Origin of the sequence: Lacihabitans sp. CS3-21 (genome assembly GCF_024343675.1) — a bacterium.
In the GTDB taxonomy this organism is placed as follows: Bacteria; Bacteroidota; Bacteroidia; order Cytophagales; family Spirosomataceae; genus Leadbetterella.
Genome location: NZ_RJUD01000012.1, coordinates 54,947 through 68,465, shown reverse-complemented (window position 1 = coordinate 68,465; position 13,519 = coordinate 54,947). Strand labels below are relative to the sequence as shown.

13 protein-coding genes are annotated in these 13,519 nt (G+C 35.7%); 5 read left to right on the top strand and 8 right to left on the bottom strand.

Annotated features, from left to right (window positions below):
- Positions 1–51 precede the first annotated feature (51 nt).
- Positions 52–531 carry a 2-C-methyl-D-erythritol 2,4-cyclodiphosphate synthase gene (gene ispF, locus EGI24_RS09430; RefSeq protein ID WP_255048131.1) on the top strand — a complete coding sequence of 160 codons (480 nt, stop codon included), beginning with the start codon at positions 52–54 and terminating at the stop codon, positions 529–531.
- 52 nt (positions 532–583) lie between these two features.
- Here ispF and EGI24_RS09425 read toward each other — a convergent pair whose 3' ends face one another.
- The 3 genes from EGI24_RS09425 to EGI24_RS09415 all read right to left on the bottom strand — a co-directional run bounded on the left by EGI24_RS09425 (position 584) and on the right by EGI24_RS09415 (position 5,260).
- Positions 584–2,137 carry a 3-coathanger stack domain-containing protein gene (locus EGI24_RS09425; RefSeq protein ID WP_255048130.1) on the bottom strand — a complete coding sequence of 518 codons (1,554 nt, stop codon included), beginning with the start codon at positions 2,135–2,137 and terminating at the stop codon, positions 584–586.
- Between the two features lie 126 nt (positions 2,138–2,263).
- Positions 2,264–3,628, bottom strand: coding sequence for a hypothetical protein (locus EGI24_RS09420; RefSeq protein WP_255048129.1), 1,365 nt, complete (start codon positions 3,626–3,628; stop codon positions 2,264–2,266).
- 24 nt (positions 3,629–3,652) lie between these two features.
- Positions 3,653–5,260, bottom strand: a complete 1,608-nt coding sequence (locus EGI24_RS09415) for a hypothetical protein (protein ID WP_255048128.1) — start codon at positions 5,258–5,260, stop codon at positions 3,653–3,655.
- A 236-nt stretch (positions 5,261–5,496) separates the two neighbouring features.
- Here EGI24_RS09415 and EGI24_RS09410 point away from each other — a divergent pair, with 236 nt between their 5' ends.
- A complete protein-coding gene (locus tag EGI24_RS09410; protein WP_255048127.1) occupies positions 5,497–6,282 on the top strand; it encodes a LuxR C-terminal-related transcriptional regulator in 786 nt (261 codons plus the stop codon).
- A 70-nt stretch (positions 6,283–6,352) separates the two neighbouring features.
- Here the strand turns inward: EGI24_RS09410 and EGI24_RS09405 are convergent, their stop codons facing one another.
- Genes EGI24_RS09405 through EGI24_RS09395 form a run of 3 tightly spaced genes read right to left on the bottom strand, consistent with a single transcriptional unit; the run spans position 6,353 to position 8,725 of the window.
- Complete coding sequence (locus EGI24_RS09405) at positions 6,353–6,679, bottom strand: LytTR family DNA-binding domain-containing protein (RefSeq protein ID WP_255048126.1); 327 nt, start codon at positions 6,677–6,679, stop codon at positions 6,353–6,355.
- Positions 6,680–6,689: 10 nt separating this feature from the next.
- Positions 6,690–7,958, bottom strand: coding sequence for a hypothetical protein (locus EGI24_RS09400; protein WP_255048125.1), 1,269 nt, complete (start codon positions 7,956–7,958; stop codon positions 6,690–6,692).
- 17 nt (positions 7,959–7,975) lie between these two features.
- Positions 7,976–8,725, bottom strand: coding sequence for a hypothetical protein (locus EGI24_RS09395; protein ID WP_255048124.1), 750 nt, complete (start codon positions 8,723–8,725; stop codon positions 7,976–7,978).
- 147 nt (positions 8,726–8,872) lie between these two features.
- Here EGI24_RS09395 and EGI24_RS09390 point away from each other — a divergent pair, with 147 nt between their 5' ends.
- On the top strand, positions 8,873–10,738 hold the full coding sequence (locus EGI24_RS09390) for a sensor histidine kinase (RefSeq protein WP_255048123.1): 1,866 nt from the start codon (positions 8,873–8,875) through the stop codon (positions 10,736–10,738).
- Between the two features lie 8 nt (positions 10,739–10,746).
- On the opposite strand, the gene EGI24_RS09385 is transcribed toward EGI24_RS09390, so the two are convergent.
- A complete protein-coding gene (locus EGI24_RS09385; protein WP_255048122.1) occupies positions 10,747–11,085 on the bottom strand; it encodes a hypothetical protein in 339 nt (112 codons plus the stop codon).
- A gap of 68 nt (positions 11,086–11,153) precedes the next feature.
- The gene (locus tag EGI24_RS09380) at positions 11,154–11,795 is read right to left on the bottom strand and encodes a response regulator transcription factor (protein ID WP_255048121.1); all 642 of its coding nucleotides are present in this window, start codon (positions 11,793–11,795) and stop codon (positions 11,154–11,156) included.
- Between the two features lie 147 nt (positions 11,796–11,942).
- On the opposite strand from EGI24_RS09380, the gene dapA reads away from it, so the two are divergent.
- Positions 11,943–12,830, top strand: coding sequence for a 4-hydroxy-tetrahydrodipicolinate synthase (dapA, locus tag EGI24_RS09375; RefSeq protein WP_255048120.1), 888 nt, complete (start codon positions 11,943–11,945; stop codon positions 12,828–12,830).
- 116 nt (positions 12,831–12,946) lie between these two features.
- On the top strand, positions 12,947–13,441 hold the full coding sequence (locus tag EGI24_RS09370) for a phosphatase PAP2 family protein (RefSeq protein WP_255048119.1): 495 nt from the start codon (positions 12,947–12,949) through the stop codon (positions 13,439–13,441).
- The last annotated feature ends 78 nt before the right edge of the window (positions 13,442–13,519 follow it).

Sequence of the window (13,519 nt, the reverse complement as noted above, 5' to 3'; positions counted from 1 at the left end):
GTTAAAATTGCACTTTGTCAAATGGGGTCATGACGGTTAAATTAAGAAAATATGAAATTCAGAATAGGGCATGGCTACGATGTGCATCAGTTGGCAGAAGGATATGAGTTGAGTTTAGGAGGAATCAAAATACCTCATTCTGTGGGTTCTATGGGACATTCTGATGCCGATGTATTGCTTCATGCCATTTGTGATGCACTGTTAGGAGCTTTGTCTTTGGGTGATATTGGCAAGCACTTTAAGAACACTGATCCGCAATGGCGAGGAATGGACAGCAAGGTATTCCTAAGAAAAGTCAATGAAATGATAGCGGATAAAGGATATAAAGTAGGCAATATAGACAGTACATTGATTTTAGAGGAACCAAAAATTGGGAAATTTATTCCTGAAATGAAAATCGCCATTGCCGAATGTTTAAATATCGAACCCGACGATGTTTCCATAAAAGCTACTACTTCTGAAACCATGGGATTCGTAGGTAAAAAAGAAGGTTTAGAAGCTCATGCGGTTTGTTTGGTTTATAAAGATTAATGATTTGATATTTCCATTAAAAGCGGCATCTCAGTAAAGAAATGCTGCTTTTTTAGTTACATCCAGCGGTAATTGTCATAAACTTGGCTCCTGGTTCCGTTCTGAATCCCGGATTTAGTGTTATAGCCTGTGCTTTATAAATTGTAAATCCTGCCAAAGCTGGTATGATATGAATGGATTGAATTGAACTGTTGGCTTCGTATAGATTATCAGATGCATTACCTTGAAATGAGCCGGTATTTGCACAAGGAACAAATGTAGGGTCTTCGTATTTGTACAGTTCATGATCCAAATCAAAAGTATAGGCTACAAAAAGCAATTTATTATTTAAAACACAAAAACGACTAGGGTATGAGCCATCAGTTGGGTTTATGTCGCCTAAAAGTTCCGTTCCTGTTGCTGTTCCGTCAGTTCTCCAAAGTTCCATACCTGTAACCCCATCGCCTGCTGGAAAATAAAATTTGCCCTGAAATTCTATGCCTTTGTCAAAATAACTGGTGGCGTCACTTATGGAGTTGATGTCTTTTACAAATGTTATTTCATATTGACCAATACCTCCAATGATATTTATTGGATCGGCAGCCACTTTATACAAGGCTGGTCCATTAAGCCCATTATTTGCAGCCAAATACATAAAATTGCCCGCATGACCAAGTGGCGTTGCAAAGCTTGAGGCTACCCCGGGATTTAAGTTTTGGACCATTTGTGTACCAAGTGTTGTACCATCAGAAACCCAAAGTTCAGTTCCGTTTATTTCATCGTCCAAACTAAAAAACAAGTGATTATTAAAAGTGTAATAATTGCTTGAAACCGGAAAACCAGCTGGATTAAAATCTTTGATAACCACTGTCCCAGCATTCGTGCCGTCTGAAACCCAAAGTTTATAATTACCAGTATATGAGCCTGAATTTGGTCCAAAAATAAAAAGATTAGAACCTGCTGAAAATAATTGCGTACAATAAGGCATGTCTTTTACTTTTGAAGTGCCCGCGGTGGTTCCATCGGTTTTCCAAAGAGCACAAGGGGCATTATTTGCCCAACCTAAAAAATACAAGAATCCATCAGAATGAGCAACAAATTTTGAAGGTGAAATGGTGTTGTTAACTCCTACTCCTGGTATATTTTTTACCATTTCCGCTATTCCTGAAGTATTTATTTTCCAAAGTTCAAATCCTTCATCAAATGTAGATCCCGCATAAAATATCTCACCGTTAAAGGGATAAAGTGTTTGCACAAAGGTATTGTAGCCTGCGGTTCCAGAAGTGATACCATTACTTGACCAAGGATATTCACCTGCTCCAAAAGGATTTGGACCACTCCAGCCTATAAAAGTGCCAGAACTTGTTGGTTCTTTTACAAAAATATTCTCATTTGAATCCGTTACTCTCACAGTTCCCACTGTAGTGCCGTCAGTTTTAAATAGCCCGCTTTTGTTATTTTCTAAGGCACCAAAATAAACATGGTTGCCCATTTTTACAAGACGATTGTATTGTCCATTGAGATTGGAAGAAAAGGCATTTGGGTTAATGTCTTTTACAAGGGTAATTTGTGCCGAAACACTTAAATATAAACAATTTACAATGATTAATTTACGAATTATTTTCATAGTTTTTTCTTCAAATCAAATTATTATTTCTATTATTTCAATGCTTTTTTTAAACATTTTAATAAGCGGTCTTCAATAGAATTTTTAAAAGCGTTTTTGATTTCATACAACAATTAACAAAGCTTATTACAAACTCTTTGGTAACAAAAAAGCATTTTCAACAAATGGAATAGTAGAAGTGGGACATCTAGAACCCTCTGTTTTGTACTCCTGCATTTTTTCAAAAAGTGTCATTTCTTGTTTAAAGTTTGCACCTAAGAAACTCATTTCCAATCCTGCCACGCCTTTAAATGTAAGTCTAGTACGATTGCATGGCCCAGGCATAAAAGGAAGGCCACTTTCAAAATAATTTACAATGCTGGTATTCATTAACATATATGGCACCACCACGGTATCAAATATACCGATTTCGAATCTCGGGAATTCTAGACCTACACCTACACCCACAATACCCGTAGAGGCTGAGCCAGTATCTCCTATTATTGATGGGTTAAAATTAGTCATGGTAGCTCGTGGGGTAAGACCATTATTTTGATAATTGAAGCCATTTGTACCTGAATAAGTTAATTTTAAATTGGCTTGAGAAGAGCTATTGGCTGAAACTTGTGGATAAACTTTAAATACGCATCTTAATCGATAGGTGACCGGAATAACGCCATGCACAATCATAGTTCGAAAAAAATCAATAGGTAGTTCGAATACTGCATCTTCGTTTGCGAGTGACAAAAACGCGTATTTGGCTTCTATTTCACCATTTGCACCCGTATGTGTTTCGGAATAGTTGGTAACCCGGCTATTTTCTACTGAAATATTATTTTCTATCTCAAAATTGGAAATGAAACCCTTAAACTCAACTCCTCCAAGATTGCCCCTTTTACCGTTGAGCTGTATAGCGAGTTTTCGATTTTCTCCTGACGTTTCAGGTGCCAATTTCAATTCCATTTCCCAATTGCCTATTTTTCCTTTATAAGACCATTCATTTGTTCCTTCAATATGTCTTACTCGGGCATTCGGATCACCATTTACTTGTATTCTAGAACTTGCCAAGGTAGAAGCATTCCATTGAAAATTGGTTTTATAGGCAATTTTAGCCGATTTGTAATAATCTACAAACTTGGCGGCGGAGGTTTTTACTACAACTTTACCACCCGACTCTGTCACATTGCTGATTTTTTTGAGCGAATGTCCAGTAAACAAAACCACTGAGCCAGTTTTTAAGGATTTTAGCTCACTGGCGTCACTTTTAAAGGTCATTTGCCCAGTGGCTTTGTCGAAACTTTCAAAACTTTTCGTCATGGTTTCCAAAGGCACTTCGGCTGTATTGGCTTGTTTTACGACATTAGAAACCGTGCCTTGGTCGGGTTCATAGAGACGATTTTGCCCAATGGTGATGCTTTTTTCTTCTGGAATTATGTCTTTTCCTGATTTTTTGCATCTGATGCCGAATACTGAGAAAGACATTAATATGGTGATAGATATTAGTTTTTTCATGTAAGCTATAAAATTTTCAATTGTTTATTGTTTGATCACTAATACATTAAAAGTAATTCCTAGTGGCATTGCTGTTCCGTCTTCAACATAAATTCTCCAAGTTGAAGTACCAGGTTCCCAATAAACACCACATGGTTTTACGAAATTATTGGTTGAACTTCCTCCGTAATTATGGGTTATCATTACTATGTCATCGATATGGTTTGCAAGTGATGTATTAGGTATTATTAGTTGATTTAAAAAAATATTTGTTAAAGGACCTCCCGTAGATACAATCTTAAAAGCTGCTTTGTTTGTACCCGAAACCTTAATTCCGCCTGAAATATCAAGGGCATTGCCCAAATTAGTATTATTTACTACATTAATTGTGGGGTTTATACTAGAATTATTAGTTGCAAATATTGCTTTACCTGTGCCTGACGTAGATACAGAGATACCATTTGAAGGATTTGAGACATTTGAAATACTAAAATTACTTGCGTTTCCCACAGTACCTGTCGCTGTTGAAGACATAGTGGTGGTGGTAGAGGTTAATGTTAGAGGTCCAGTAACAGCAGGAATTCCTTGCCAAGTTGCATTACCAACAGCATCAGAAGTTAAAACTTTCCCAGCTGCAATTGTACCTACGCCAGCTCCTCCAAATTTTATACTTCCATTAGTTTCAAGGGCATTGATACCGTGAAAATAGGCAGCTTTTCCAGTGCCATTAGTAGAGCTTTCCAAGGCAGCATTAGAATTTGAACTATTTTGAATTTCAAAAACACCAGCTTGTCCGTTGCTTCCCTCTGAAATTCCATAGATTGACTTAAAACCATCTTTACTACTATGCCCAATTAACGAGGAATTTCCTCCCAAAACGTAATAATTAGAACTACTAAATAAGCCCGCAACTCCATTATAAGATATTCCCCTAACTCCATTTCCTGCTCCATTTGTTATACCTTCCAATGCGGGATTAGAACTTCCAACATTATCGATTTCAAAAACCCCACCTCGGCCCAAACCTTTCATTAGACCATAAACTGCTTTGTAACTATTAAGGGAAGAGAAAGCAACTAAAGCTGCGTCGTTTGGGGGTACAGTAAGTCCATTACCTGCCACGAAATAGCCACCTACCCCCGATGATGATATACCTTCGACACCGATGTTATTTTCAGAAGAACCATAAACTCCAGACCTGTATTGAGAATAACCACTTACTCCATAGTTTTGACTCGACCCTATTCCATATACTCCTGCTCCTTGATATCCAACTCCACTTACTGATCCTTTTACACCATAAGCTGCACTAAGGGTTGGATTAAAAGGGTCGCCACCCACTATTCTTTCTCCTGAAATGGTCTGATCAAGACCTATGCTAACTGCTGGAGTGGTTGAGTAAATCAAATTTAAAGGTGCAATAACATTCCCCAAAATATTCGTCCAAGCCGTACCATTATAATACCAATTAGATGCAGTGCCAACATTATAAACCATCATGCCCTGTTGAGCAGTAGGAATAGCGGCTTGAATAGCCGCCAAATCTGCATACCTCGGTAGCTTCACACTTTTGGAGTCAATCTCGATGGCAAGTTGTGCATTGGAAGAGATAGCGAAAAGGCTGAAAATTAGAATTTTGACGAAGTTTTTCATGAGTTTTTTGGGTAAAAAAAATAAAACACAAAGATTTTATTTTATTGAATGGTTTAAAATCCTAAAATTTGGGTATTCCGCATCCTTAATTTTGAGGATATTTTGTTTTTTTAGATTTTCATCCAATAAACTCCCAAAGTTCGGATTTTGAATTTTGGCATGAAATGACAGATATCTGTCATTTTTTTAGTATTTTTATATCCATTAAATACCCAAAGAATATTCCATTTTAATTTATGGACTTAAAACCTGTCAGTGTTTCAGAGTTTAAAAATTTAGCAACTAGAAATCTTAAACTTACTGAAAGTCAATGTCTTGACTTTTTTGAAAATGATATTGATATTGCAAAAAAATATGCCATTGGACCTCATTTTTGGCTGATTCCAGATCAATCTGAAATGAAAGTTGGTGCTTGTAGTCCAAATATTTTCCAAATGACGCCCTTTGCTCATTCGGAATGGTTAAATCAAGATTTTACCTTCTGGCTTCGAAATATGCATCCAGAAGATCGGGAATTTGCCGTTGCTTCTTTTGCTCTTAGCATGGAAGTGACTCAAAATACACCTAAGGAAAAAGTTGAAATGATTCAAATCAACATCTATATTCGAATGTTAGATTGTAATAATTGCTACCGCTGGGTTTTGATTCAATTTCCCCGAAAAATGTATGATGAGGAAGGCAAAGTTTTGAGTACATTTATTTTAATTACTGACTTTTCGCATCTGCAGAAGTCTTTTTCTAAGATGCTTACTATGATGGATTCTTCCAACAATGAAAATATAATTTTTGCAAGTCAGGTGGATAATAAAAATTTGATTTCACTCAACTTACCTATTATCTCAAAAAGAGAATTAGAAATCCTTCAACTCATGGTAAGGGGGCTGAATTCGCCACAAATAGCTGAAAACCTATGTATATCTTATCACACAGTAGAAAACCACAAACGGAACCTCAGAAAAAAAACAGGAACCAAAACCACCGCAGAACTCATTGATTTTGTATGGCGAAATAATCTGATTTGAGAAGAACATCAAATTTGAATGAGCCAAAATGTTAAAGAATTTTATTTTTTACTTAAGCTTATCTCGTAATTCAGCGATTTCGCCAAGCTTTCTCCCTTCTTCTAGAGAATATTATCTTTTTTTTACCTGGTAAAAACAGCGTTTGATTTTCTATTTTTTCTACCAAATCGAGATTGACAACACTCTGCCGGTTTATTCTTACAAAATTCTTGAAAGGGCTTAACCTGTTTTCAATGATTTTGAGCGTAGTCGAACTCAATATTTTCTTGCCATTTGCTAAAAGTATTTGGGTATAATTAATGTCTGATTCCAAATGTAAAATCTCAGAAGGTGCAAGGTATTTGCGGCTGCCCACATGAACTAGTGGGCAGTTTTCTATGTATTTTATGGTTTCCATGGGTATTGATTTATTCTTCGTAGGTGACAATCAATTTGTATGGTTTATTAAGAACATTGGCACTATTTCCTGCCTTATTTGTAATTTTAATAACTGGTTGTAAAAAATTTATGGTTCCTAATCCGACAAATAAGTTACATTCATACCCAGCAGCTGCGACATAATCTTCCTCTATGTAGGCAACTCCTGAATAATTTACCATTAAATCCATTGAAACAATTTTATCATTTCCAAGGCCATGCAATATTTCAATTGTTCCTCCATCTACAGAAGCTGTATTGCCAGTATATTTTTTCACTTTTATACTCGGGGCATCGCTACCGAGTTTTGTAAATCCTGCATGATTGACGTTTCCATTTCCTTTTAAATCTAGAATTGGAGTTGTTCCATTGTAGTCAAAAGATAGAAAATTGTTGGCCGCAGTACCGCTGTTGAGGTTGAAATATTGTCCAAAATATCGGCTTGCGGTTATGTTGGTCATTTTTATCATTCCGTTGTTGGCATCTACCGCAGTTATTAGATTAATATGAGGTTTTACAAAACCGCCCTCTGTATCATGGAATATCTGAAACCTCGCTGTGGGAGCACCTCCAAATAAGCTATTAATGCCCACATTGCCAGTTGGTGTAATGTTTACCACAGGAGTATTATTTGCACCTAGAAAGAGCTGGGTATTTTCTCTGTTCATCACCCTAGCAGCATTGGCATGTAAGACATCATTATTTCCCAATATTTGTAATTCCAAACCGTCTGTATCCGCAGCACCAGTAGACGCTGTTGTTAATTTTACACTGGCTACAGTAGCTGTATTATTTTCATGCACATGAAGATTTTTTGTTTCAGTTAAAATACCTATTCCTACTTTTCCATTGGGGTTTAAAGACATGGATGGATAAGTAACATTTCCGTATTTGAAAAACATAAAATCATCAGTAATGGTAGGTTCGTATACATCACCTCTGATGTCCCAAAATCTATCATTTTCGGGGGTAGAGGCTGAACCAATCATTCTAATTCTTGGATAAGCATTAGAGGTTTCCTTGATTAACAAATGCACTTTTGAATTACTATTTTCAGCTCCTGCTATTTCGTGAAATGCTGAAAAATTTGTTACGGCCACACTTTTTGCTCCTATTTCCCTTTGTGTAGAAATTTTAGTTTCGGATATCGATTCTACATTTGTATTTGGTGAAACGGTAGATGTTGCATCATTACTTTGTTGGGCAAAAACAGATGCAGAAAATGAAAGAAAAATGAAAGAATAAATAATTTTTTTCATGATAATAATATTTAAGATTATTTGTTTTGATATGTTACTGTCACTGGGAAAAACTCAATTTTCACGATTCGGGTGTCGTCATTGCAATTATCGTCATGGCTGATGTCATCGCCGCCAGTATCGCCGACGATATGGAAGGATTTTACCAGGGTACCTTCGGTAGCAGGAACCTTTATTACAGTATTTCCATGATTTATGGCAGTATTGATCAGGTTTTTTAGAGCAGCTCTGTCTTCTCGTTTGATGCCATGCATCTCAAATATCTTTTTTTCGATATCTACGCCGTCTAGAAAAGTATGGAATGCATTGGCAACGTCTTCACCTGGCAATAAAAACTGAAATCCTGCAGCTGGGCTAATAAATTGAGTTCTTGAGGCCATATCAGAATTTATAGCTGTGATTTTCTTGCCGTAGGGTACATCAAACACTTTTTTTGACCATTTTCCCGAAGTTGTGCTGAAGTCTTGGACCGTTTCCACAGCCGAAAAAGTGATATCTGCCCATATTTCGGTTCCATTGTTGGCCAATCGAAGTTTTACTTCAGATTTTACTTTTGGCCCATTGCCACCAAATTCTCTGTCGCCACGTTCGAGTCGATTGGGGCAAAGCCATTCGTCGATGTCTTCTAGTTTGATTTTTTCAGTAGAGCCAGCTGCAATACTGCCTGCTTTCAAAATGTTTTTATTGGTTTGAAGAACTGTAGGGTTTTGCCCAAAAGAGTAAGCAGAAATAAGAATTAATAAGCCAAAGATTCTTATTGTTTTCATGATTTAAAAAGATTTTGTTTTGTTATCGAAATAATATTACAAAATTGCAGAAGCTTTAAATCGTAGAAAATCCTGCTTAATAGGGATTTAGTATCCTTGAATTTAGGGATATCGATGCAAGGGAGTTAATAATTAACAATTTGAAAAGTGAAAAAAAAGGTATTCCTTTTCTTGATTGGCTTGATATTAAATAGCCAGCTTTTTTCTCAATCAAAAAAAAGCATTGATAGCTTAAGAAGCAATTTGAAGGAAATAGCAAAAAACGATACAACCTTTTTTACCGTAAATTCTACCTATTTTGTTGACTATTATTTTAAAGTAAATATTGATTCTGCTATTTATTTTATTCAAAAATCAATTGAAATTGCTAAAAGGAGAAATTGGGCAGAAAGCGAGGTTCAATTAATGAATCAATTGGCATTCGCCTATCAACAGAAAGGGTTGGTATATAAGGCTATAGACCTCAATTACAAGGCATTAATTCTTGCCAACAAGCTCAAAAAACCTCAACTCACCATTTACATTTATAGAGTTTTGGGAACCTCCTATTATGACTTGAAAAAATATGATAGGGCAAAAGCACTACTCAATTCTGCTTACGAATTAGCTCTTAAATATCAAGACCAATATGAACAATTGGCCACCCTGAATGCCTTGGGTAATTTATCCATTGAAAGAGGTGATTATAAAATGGCTGAGCTGTTTTATGAAAAAACAATTGTTGTTGCTAAAGAACTACAAGATTTTCATTCAAATGCCATTGCATTGCATAATCTAGCTCAGGCTTTGAGTTTGCAAAAGAGATTCAAAGAAGCCTTGCCTTTGTTTGAAGAAAGCATAAAAATGCATACAAAGGAAAAAGCCACCAACTCTTTAAGTAGCGTGTATGTTGATTTGGCCTCGCATTATTTCAGACAAAAACAATACGAAAAGTCCTTAGCATATGGAAATAAAGCTTTTGCATTGAGCCAAGAAGGCGGATCTAATGAATTCCTTATCAATAGTTTATTTTGGAAATACAAAAACTTACAGGCACTTAACAAGCACAAAGAGGCATTGATAGCTTTTGAGGATTATACTTATCAAAAAGAACTCTCTTCGCAAGAAGAAGTAGATAAGCGAATAAAATCCCTGCAATATGAATACGACCTTTCTCAAAAGGAGACTGAAATATTGAGTAAAAATTTTGATTTGGTAAAAAAAGAAAACCAAAACCTTTCACTCCAAAAAAATAGGACTTTGTTAACTCTTCTGGTTGGAGTAATGCTTTTAATTGGCGGATTTTTGTTTTACAATAGATCTAAATTAAGAAAGCTAAATGCAGTTTTAGATACCAAAGTAAGGGAAAGAACGGCGGAATTAGAAAATGCAAATGAGGTTTTAATTCGAAAAAATGAAGAAATAAGTCAGGCATTGTTTAAAGGTCAAACCATTGAACGTAAAAGAGTTGCAGTTGAGTTACATGACAATCTGAGCAGTTTACTTTCAGCCATAAAAATGAGTTTTGGGGCTATAAATACTAAAAATTATTCAGAAAAGGAGAAAGAAATCTATTTAGGCCTAAAAGACATGATGAATAATGCTTACACAGAAGTTAGGAATATATCGCATAATATAATGCCCGAAGAACTAGAGAGAATTGGTCTACAAGCGACTATTCAAAACCTTGTCAAAAAGCTAAATACGACCAATCAAATTCAATTTAATTTTTACGATTTGGTCAAAAAAAGGCTTGATACAAAATTTGAAATTAACATTTATAGCCTTATTTTAGAGATCATAAATAACATTTTGAAACATTCAAAAGCCTCTATTGCGGATATTTCGATTCAACTTCTAAATAATTCGATTCAACTAACTGTAAAAGACAATGGCATAGGTATCAGTAGTGAAAACTCTGGTGGTTTTGGATTGAAAAATATGAATACTCGGGTAAAAGCTCTAGATGGCAATCTGGAGATTAAATCGGAAAATCAAACAGGAACAGAAATTGTCATTACTTTTCCTGTTTGAAATATCAATTATCTGGTGGTTACGAATCCTTCTAAAAGGAATTCAATTTTTGGAGGAACCGATGGAGATCTTGGGGGTATATTTTCAGTACCTTTCGACCCCACTCTAAATTTTTTAAATTTAGGCATTTTTAATGCTTTATAATCCTCATCTGAAAGGGAAATAAGTATTTCATCATCAGTTGATTTTTTGCCCGGAACATAAAACAAAACAGCACTTTTTGGAATTTTGTACTCCTTTGGTTTTAAAAATGGTTTGGTGTTTTCCAAAAAAATGGATATGAAATCTTCATTTGGGCTATGGTAAACCTCTCCTTTGAACCTTAAATAGACAGTGTCATTGATCATGGTGTTATTTTTTTTATGTAAAATTCATACGTATTTATGCTTTCATCAATCCCCAAATTTGAGGATTTTCAAATAATTCCAAACTTTATGGCAAATTTCACAAGTCCTACTGAAGAATTTACACCAATTTTTTGAAACAAATGCTTCCTGTGTGTTTCTACTGTACTTGGGCTAATAAAAAGTTTTTCTGCTATCTCTGTGCCCGACATTTCAGCAACAATGAGTTTCAAAACCTCAATTTCTCTTTGAGAAAGTTCAACTTTGGGTAGTTCGTTGGCCATTTCTTCATTCTGGATTTCGGCCAATTTGTCCATCGCAAGGTCATTGTAGTAGCGTTTCCCTTTTGCCAAATTAAAAATCGCAGCTTCTAATTCTTCTTTTTCGGCACTTTTAAAAATATAACCCATGGCTCCAGCTCGCAAGGCATCTTTTATGGTTTCACCTTCTTCAGATACCGATAATACCAACATTTTAATAGCCGGATATAAGGCTCTTACTTTTAGGGTTAGTTCTATGCCGTTCATGATCGGCATTCCAATATCGGTCATGATGAGGTCAGGAATCTGTTTTTCTAAAAACAACAATGCATCTCTTCCATTGGCAGTTTTGCCTATTACTTCTACACCATCAATGGTTCCAACCAAAAGGGCTAAACTTTCGCACAAAATTTTATGGTCTTCAACAATCAGGATTTTTAGTGGCTCAGGCATTTTGTGATTTTGGGTTTTCGCACAATATATTCGCGACTCAACAAATATATTTAAATGTTTCAATAATATCGAATATTTGAGAAGCATAAACAGTATTCTTCCCCATCGTTTTAAAAAAATCCTTATTTTTGTAAAAAAATATAATAGATGGAACATCGCCTTAAGGGAGTAGGGGTGGCTTTGATAACCCCATTTAATGAAGACAATACAGTAGATTTTGCAGGATTAAAAAAGCTAATTGACTATAATTCTGAAAATGGTACAGATTATTTCGTGGTGAATGGTACAACTGGAGAGTCAGCCACCACTACAAATGAAGAAAAATTGGCCATTTTAGACTTCGTAAAGAAGAATAATTCAAAAAAACTTCCGATAGTTTACGGCATTGGTTCTAACAATACCGCTGAGGTTATTTATAAACTTAAAAATACAGATTTGAGTGGCGTTGATGCTATTTTGTCGGTTTGTCCATATTACGTAAAACCCTCTCAGGCAGGCATTATTGCCCATTTTAAAGCCATTGCAGATGCATCACCACTTCCTGTTATTTTGTACAATGTACCAGGAAGAACGGTTACTTCTATGCAAGTGAGTACCATAATGGAGCTAAGTAAATATCCCAACATCATAGGATTGAAAGATGCTTCATGCAGCATGGAAATCGCCCTTGAGCTCTCAAAGAAACTTCCATCAGAGTTTTTGTTGGTTTCAGGCGATGATAATCTGGTTACACCTCAAATAAGTTTGGGTTATAGAGGCGTTATTTCTGTTATTGCCAATGGATTTCCCAAAGAATTCGCTGAAATGACACACGCTGCCTTGGATGGTGATTTCAAAAAAGCTTCAAAAATCCAAGAACGTTTCCTTGATTTTGATACTTTGTTGTATGTGGAGTCTAATCCAGTAGGTATAAAAATGGTTTGCGAAATAAGAGGAATTTGTGATGGCAGAGTGAGATTGCCCTTAGTAAAAGCAACGGATGGTCTTAGATCCCAGTTGATAGAATCTATGAAAAAAGAAGGCTTCTTAAATTGATGAGAATACAATTCATATTTCTTTTTTTTATTTCCAGTCAAGTTTTTAGTCAAAATTTTGATATTGATTTCTTAAAAGAAGTCAATCTAAATAGAAACAGCAAATTTGACCCTCATATGCAGTTTTTAACCAATACTTCAGATGTTGTGGCTATTGGTACACCTGCAGCATTATTGGCGGTTGGCTTTATAAAAAATGACGCTGCTTTTAAGAAAGAAGGAATGAATGCGGCCATGGCGGTAATAGGCACTTATGGTGTGGGTTACATGCTTAAAAAATCCATAAACCGAAATAGACCGTATGTTCCATATCCTATTTTGCAGAATTATAAAATTGAAAACGATAGTTCATTTCCGTCAGGAAGTACTGCAGTGGCTTTTTCGGCGGCAACATCTCTTTCATTGAGCTATCCAAAATGGTATATTATTGCACCCGCTGCACTTTACGCTGGAGGTGTTGGATATTCGAGACTTCATTTGGGAGTTCATTATCCATCAGATGTTTTGGCTGGAGCGTTATTAGGAACTGGCTCGGCCTTTGTGTCGAGGCAACTCAACAAGATATTATTAAATCAATACAGAAAAAGAAAAGTACAAAAGCCAACTTATTAAGCGGTTTGTTTGTTCTAAACACAAGCGATGACGAAGAAAGATAAGATATTAGCATATTTAAAAAAGCTCGGTTGGGCT

Coding starts and splice junctions, on each gene's coding strand:
- ispF (WP_255048131.1), top strand. CDS start 52: ATGAAATTCAGAATAGGGCATGGCTACGATGTGCATCAGTTGGCAGAA.
- EGI24_RS09425 (WP_255048130.1), bottom strand. CDS start 2,137: ATGAAAATAATTCGTAAATTAATCATTGTAAATTGTTTATATTTAAGT.
- EGI24_RS09420 (WP_255048129.1), bottom strand. CDS start 3,628: ATGAAAAAACTAATATCTATCACCATATTAATGTCTTTCTCAGTATTC.
- EGI24_RS09415 (WP_255048128.1), bottom strand. CDS start 5,260: ATGAAAAACTTCGTCAAAATTCTAATTTTCAGCCTTTTCGCTATCTCT.
- EGI24_RS09410 (WP_255048127.1), top strand. CDS start 5,497: ATGGACTTAAAACCTGTCAGTGTTTCAGAGTTTAAAAATTTAGCAACT.
- EGI24_RS09405 (WP_255048126.1), bottom strand. CDS start 6,679: ATGGAAACCATAAAATACATAGAAAACTGCCCACTAGTTCATGTGGGC.
- EGI24_RS09400 (WP_255048125.1), bottom strand. CDS start 7,958: ATGAAAAAAATTATTTATTCTTTCATTTTTCTTTCATTTTCTGCATCT.
- EGI24_RS09395 (WP_255048124.1), bottom strand. CDS start 8,725: ATGAAAACAATAAGAATCTTTGGCTTATTAATTCTTATTTCTGCTTAC.
- EGI24_RS09385 (WP_255048122.1), bottom strand. CDS start 11,085: ATGATCAATGACACTGTCTATTTAAGGTTCAAAGGAGAGGTTTACCAT.
- EGI24_RS09380 (WP_255048121.1), bottom strand. CDS start 11,795: ATGCCTGAGCCACTAAAAATCCTGATTGTTGAAGACCATAAAATTTTG.
- dapA (WP_255048120.1), top strand. CDS start 11,943: ATGGAACATCGCCTTAAGGGAGTAGGGGTGGCTTTGATAACCCCATTT.
- EGI24_RS09370 (WP_255048119.1), top strand. CDS start 12,947: ATGCAGTTTTTAACCAATACTTCAGATGTTGTGGCTATTGGTACACCT.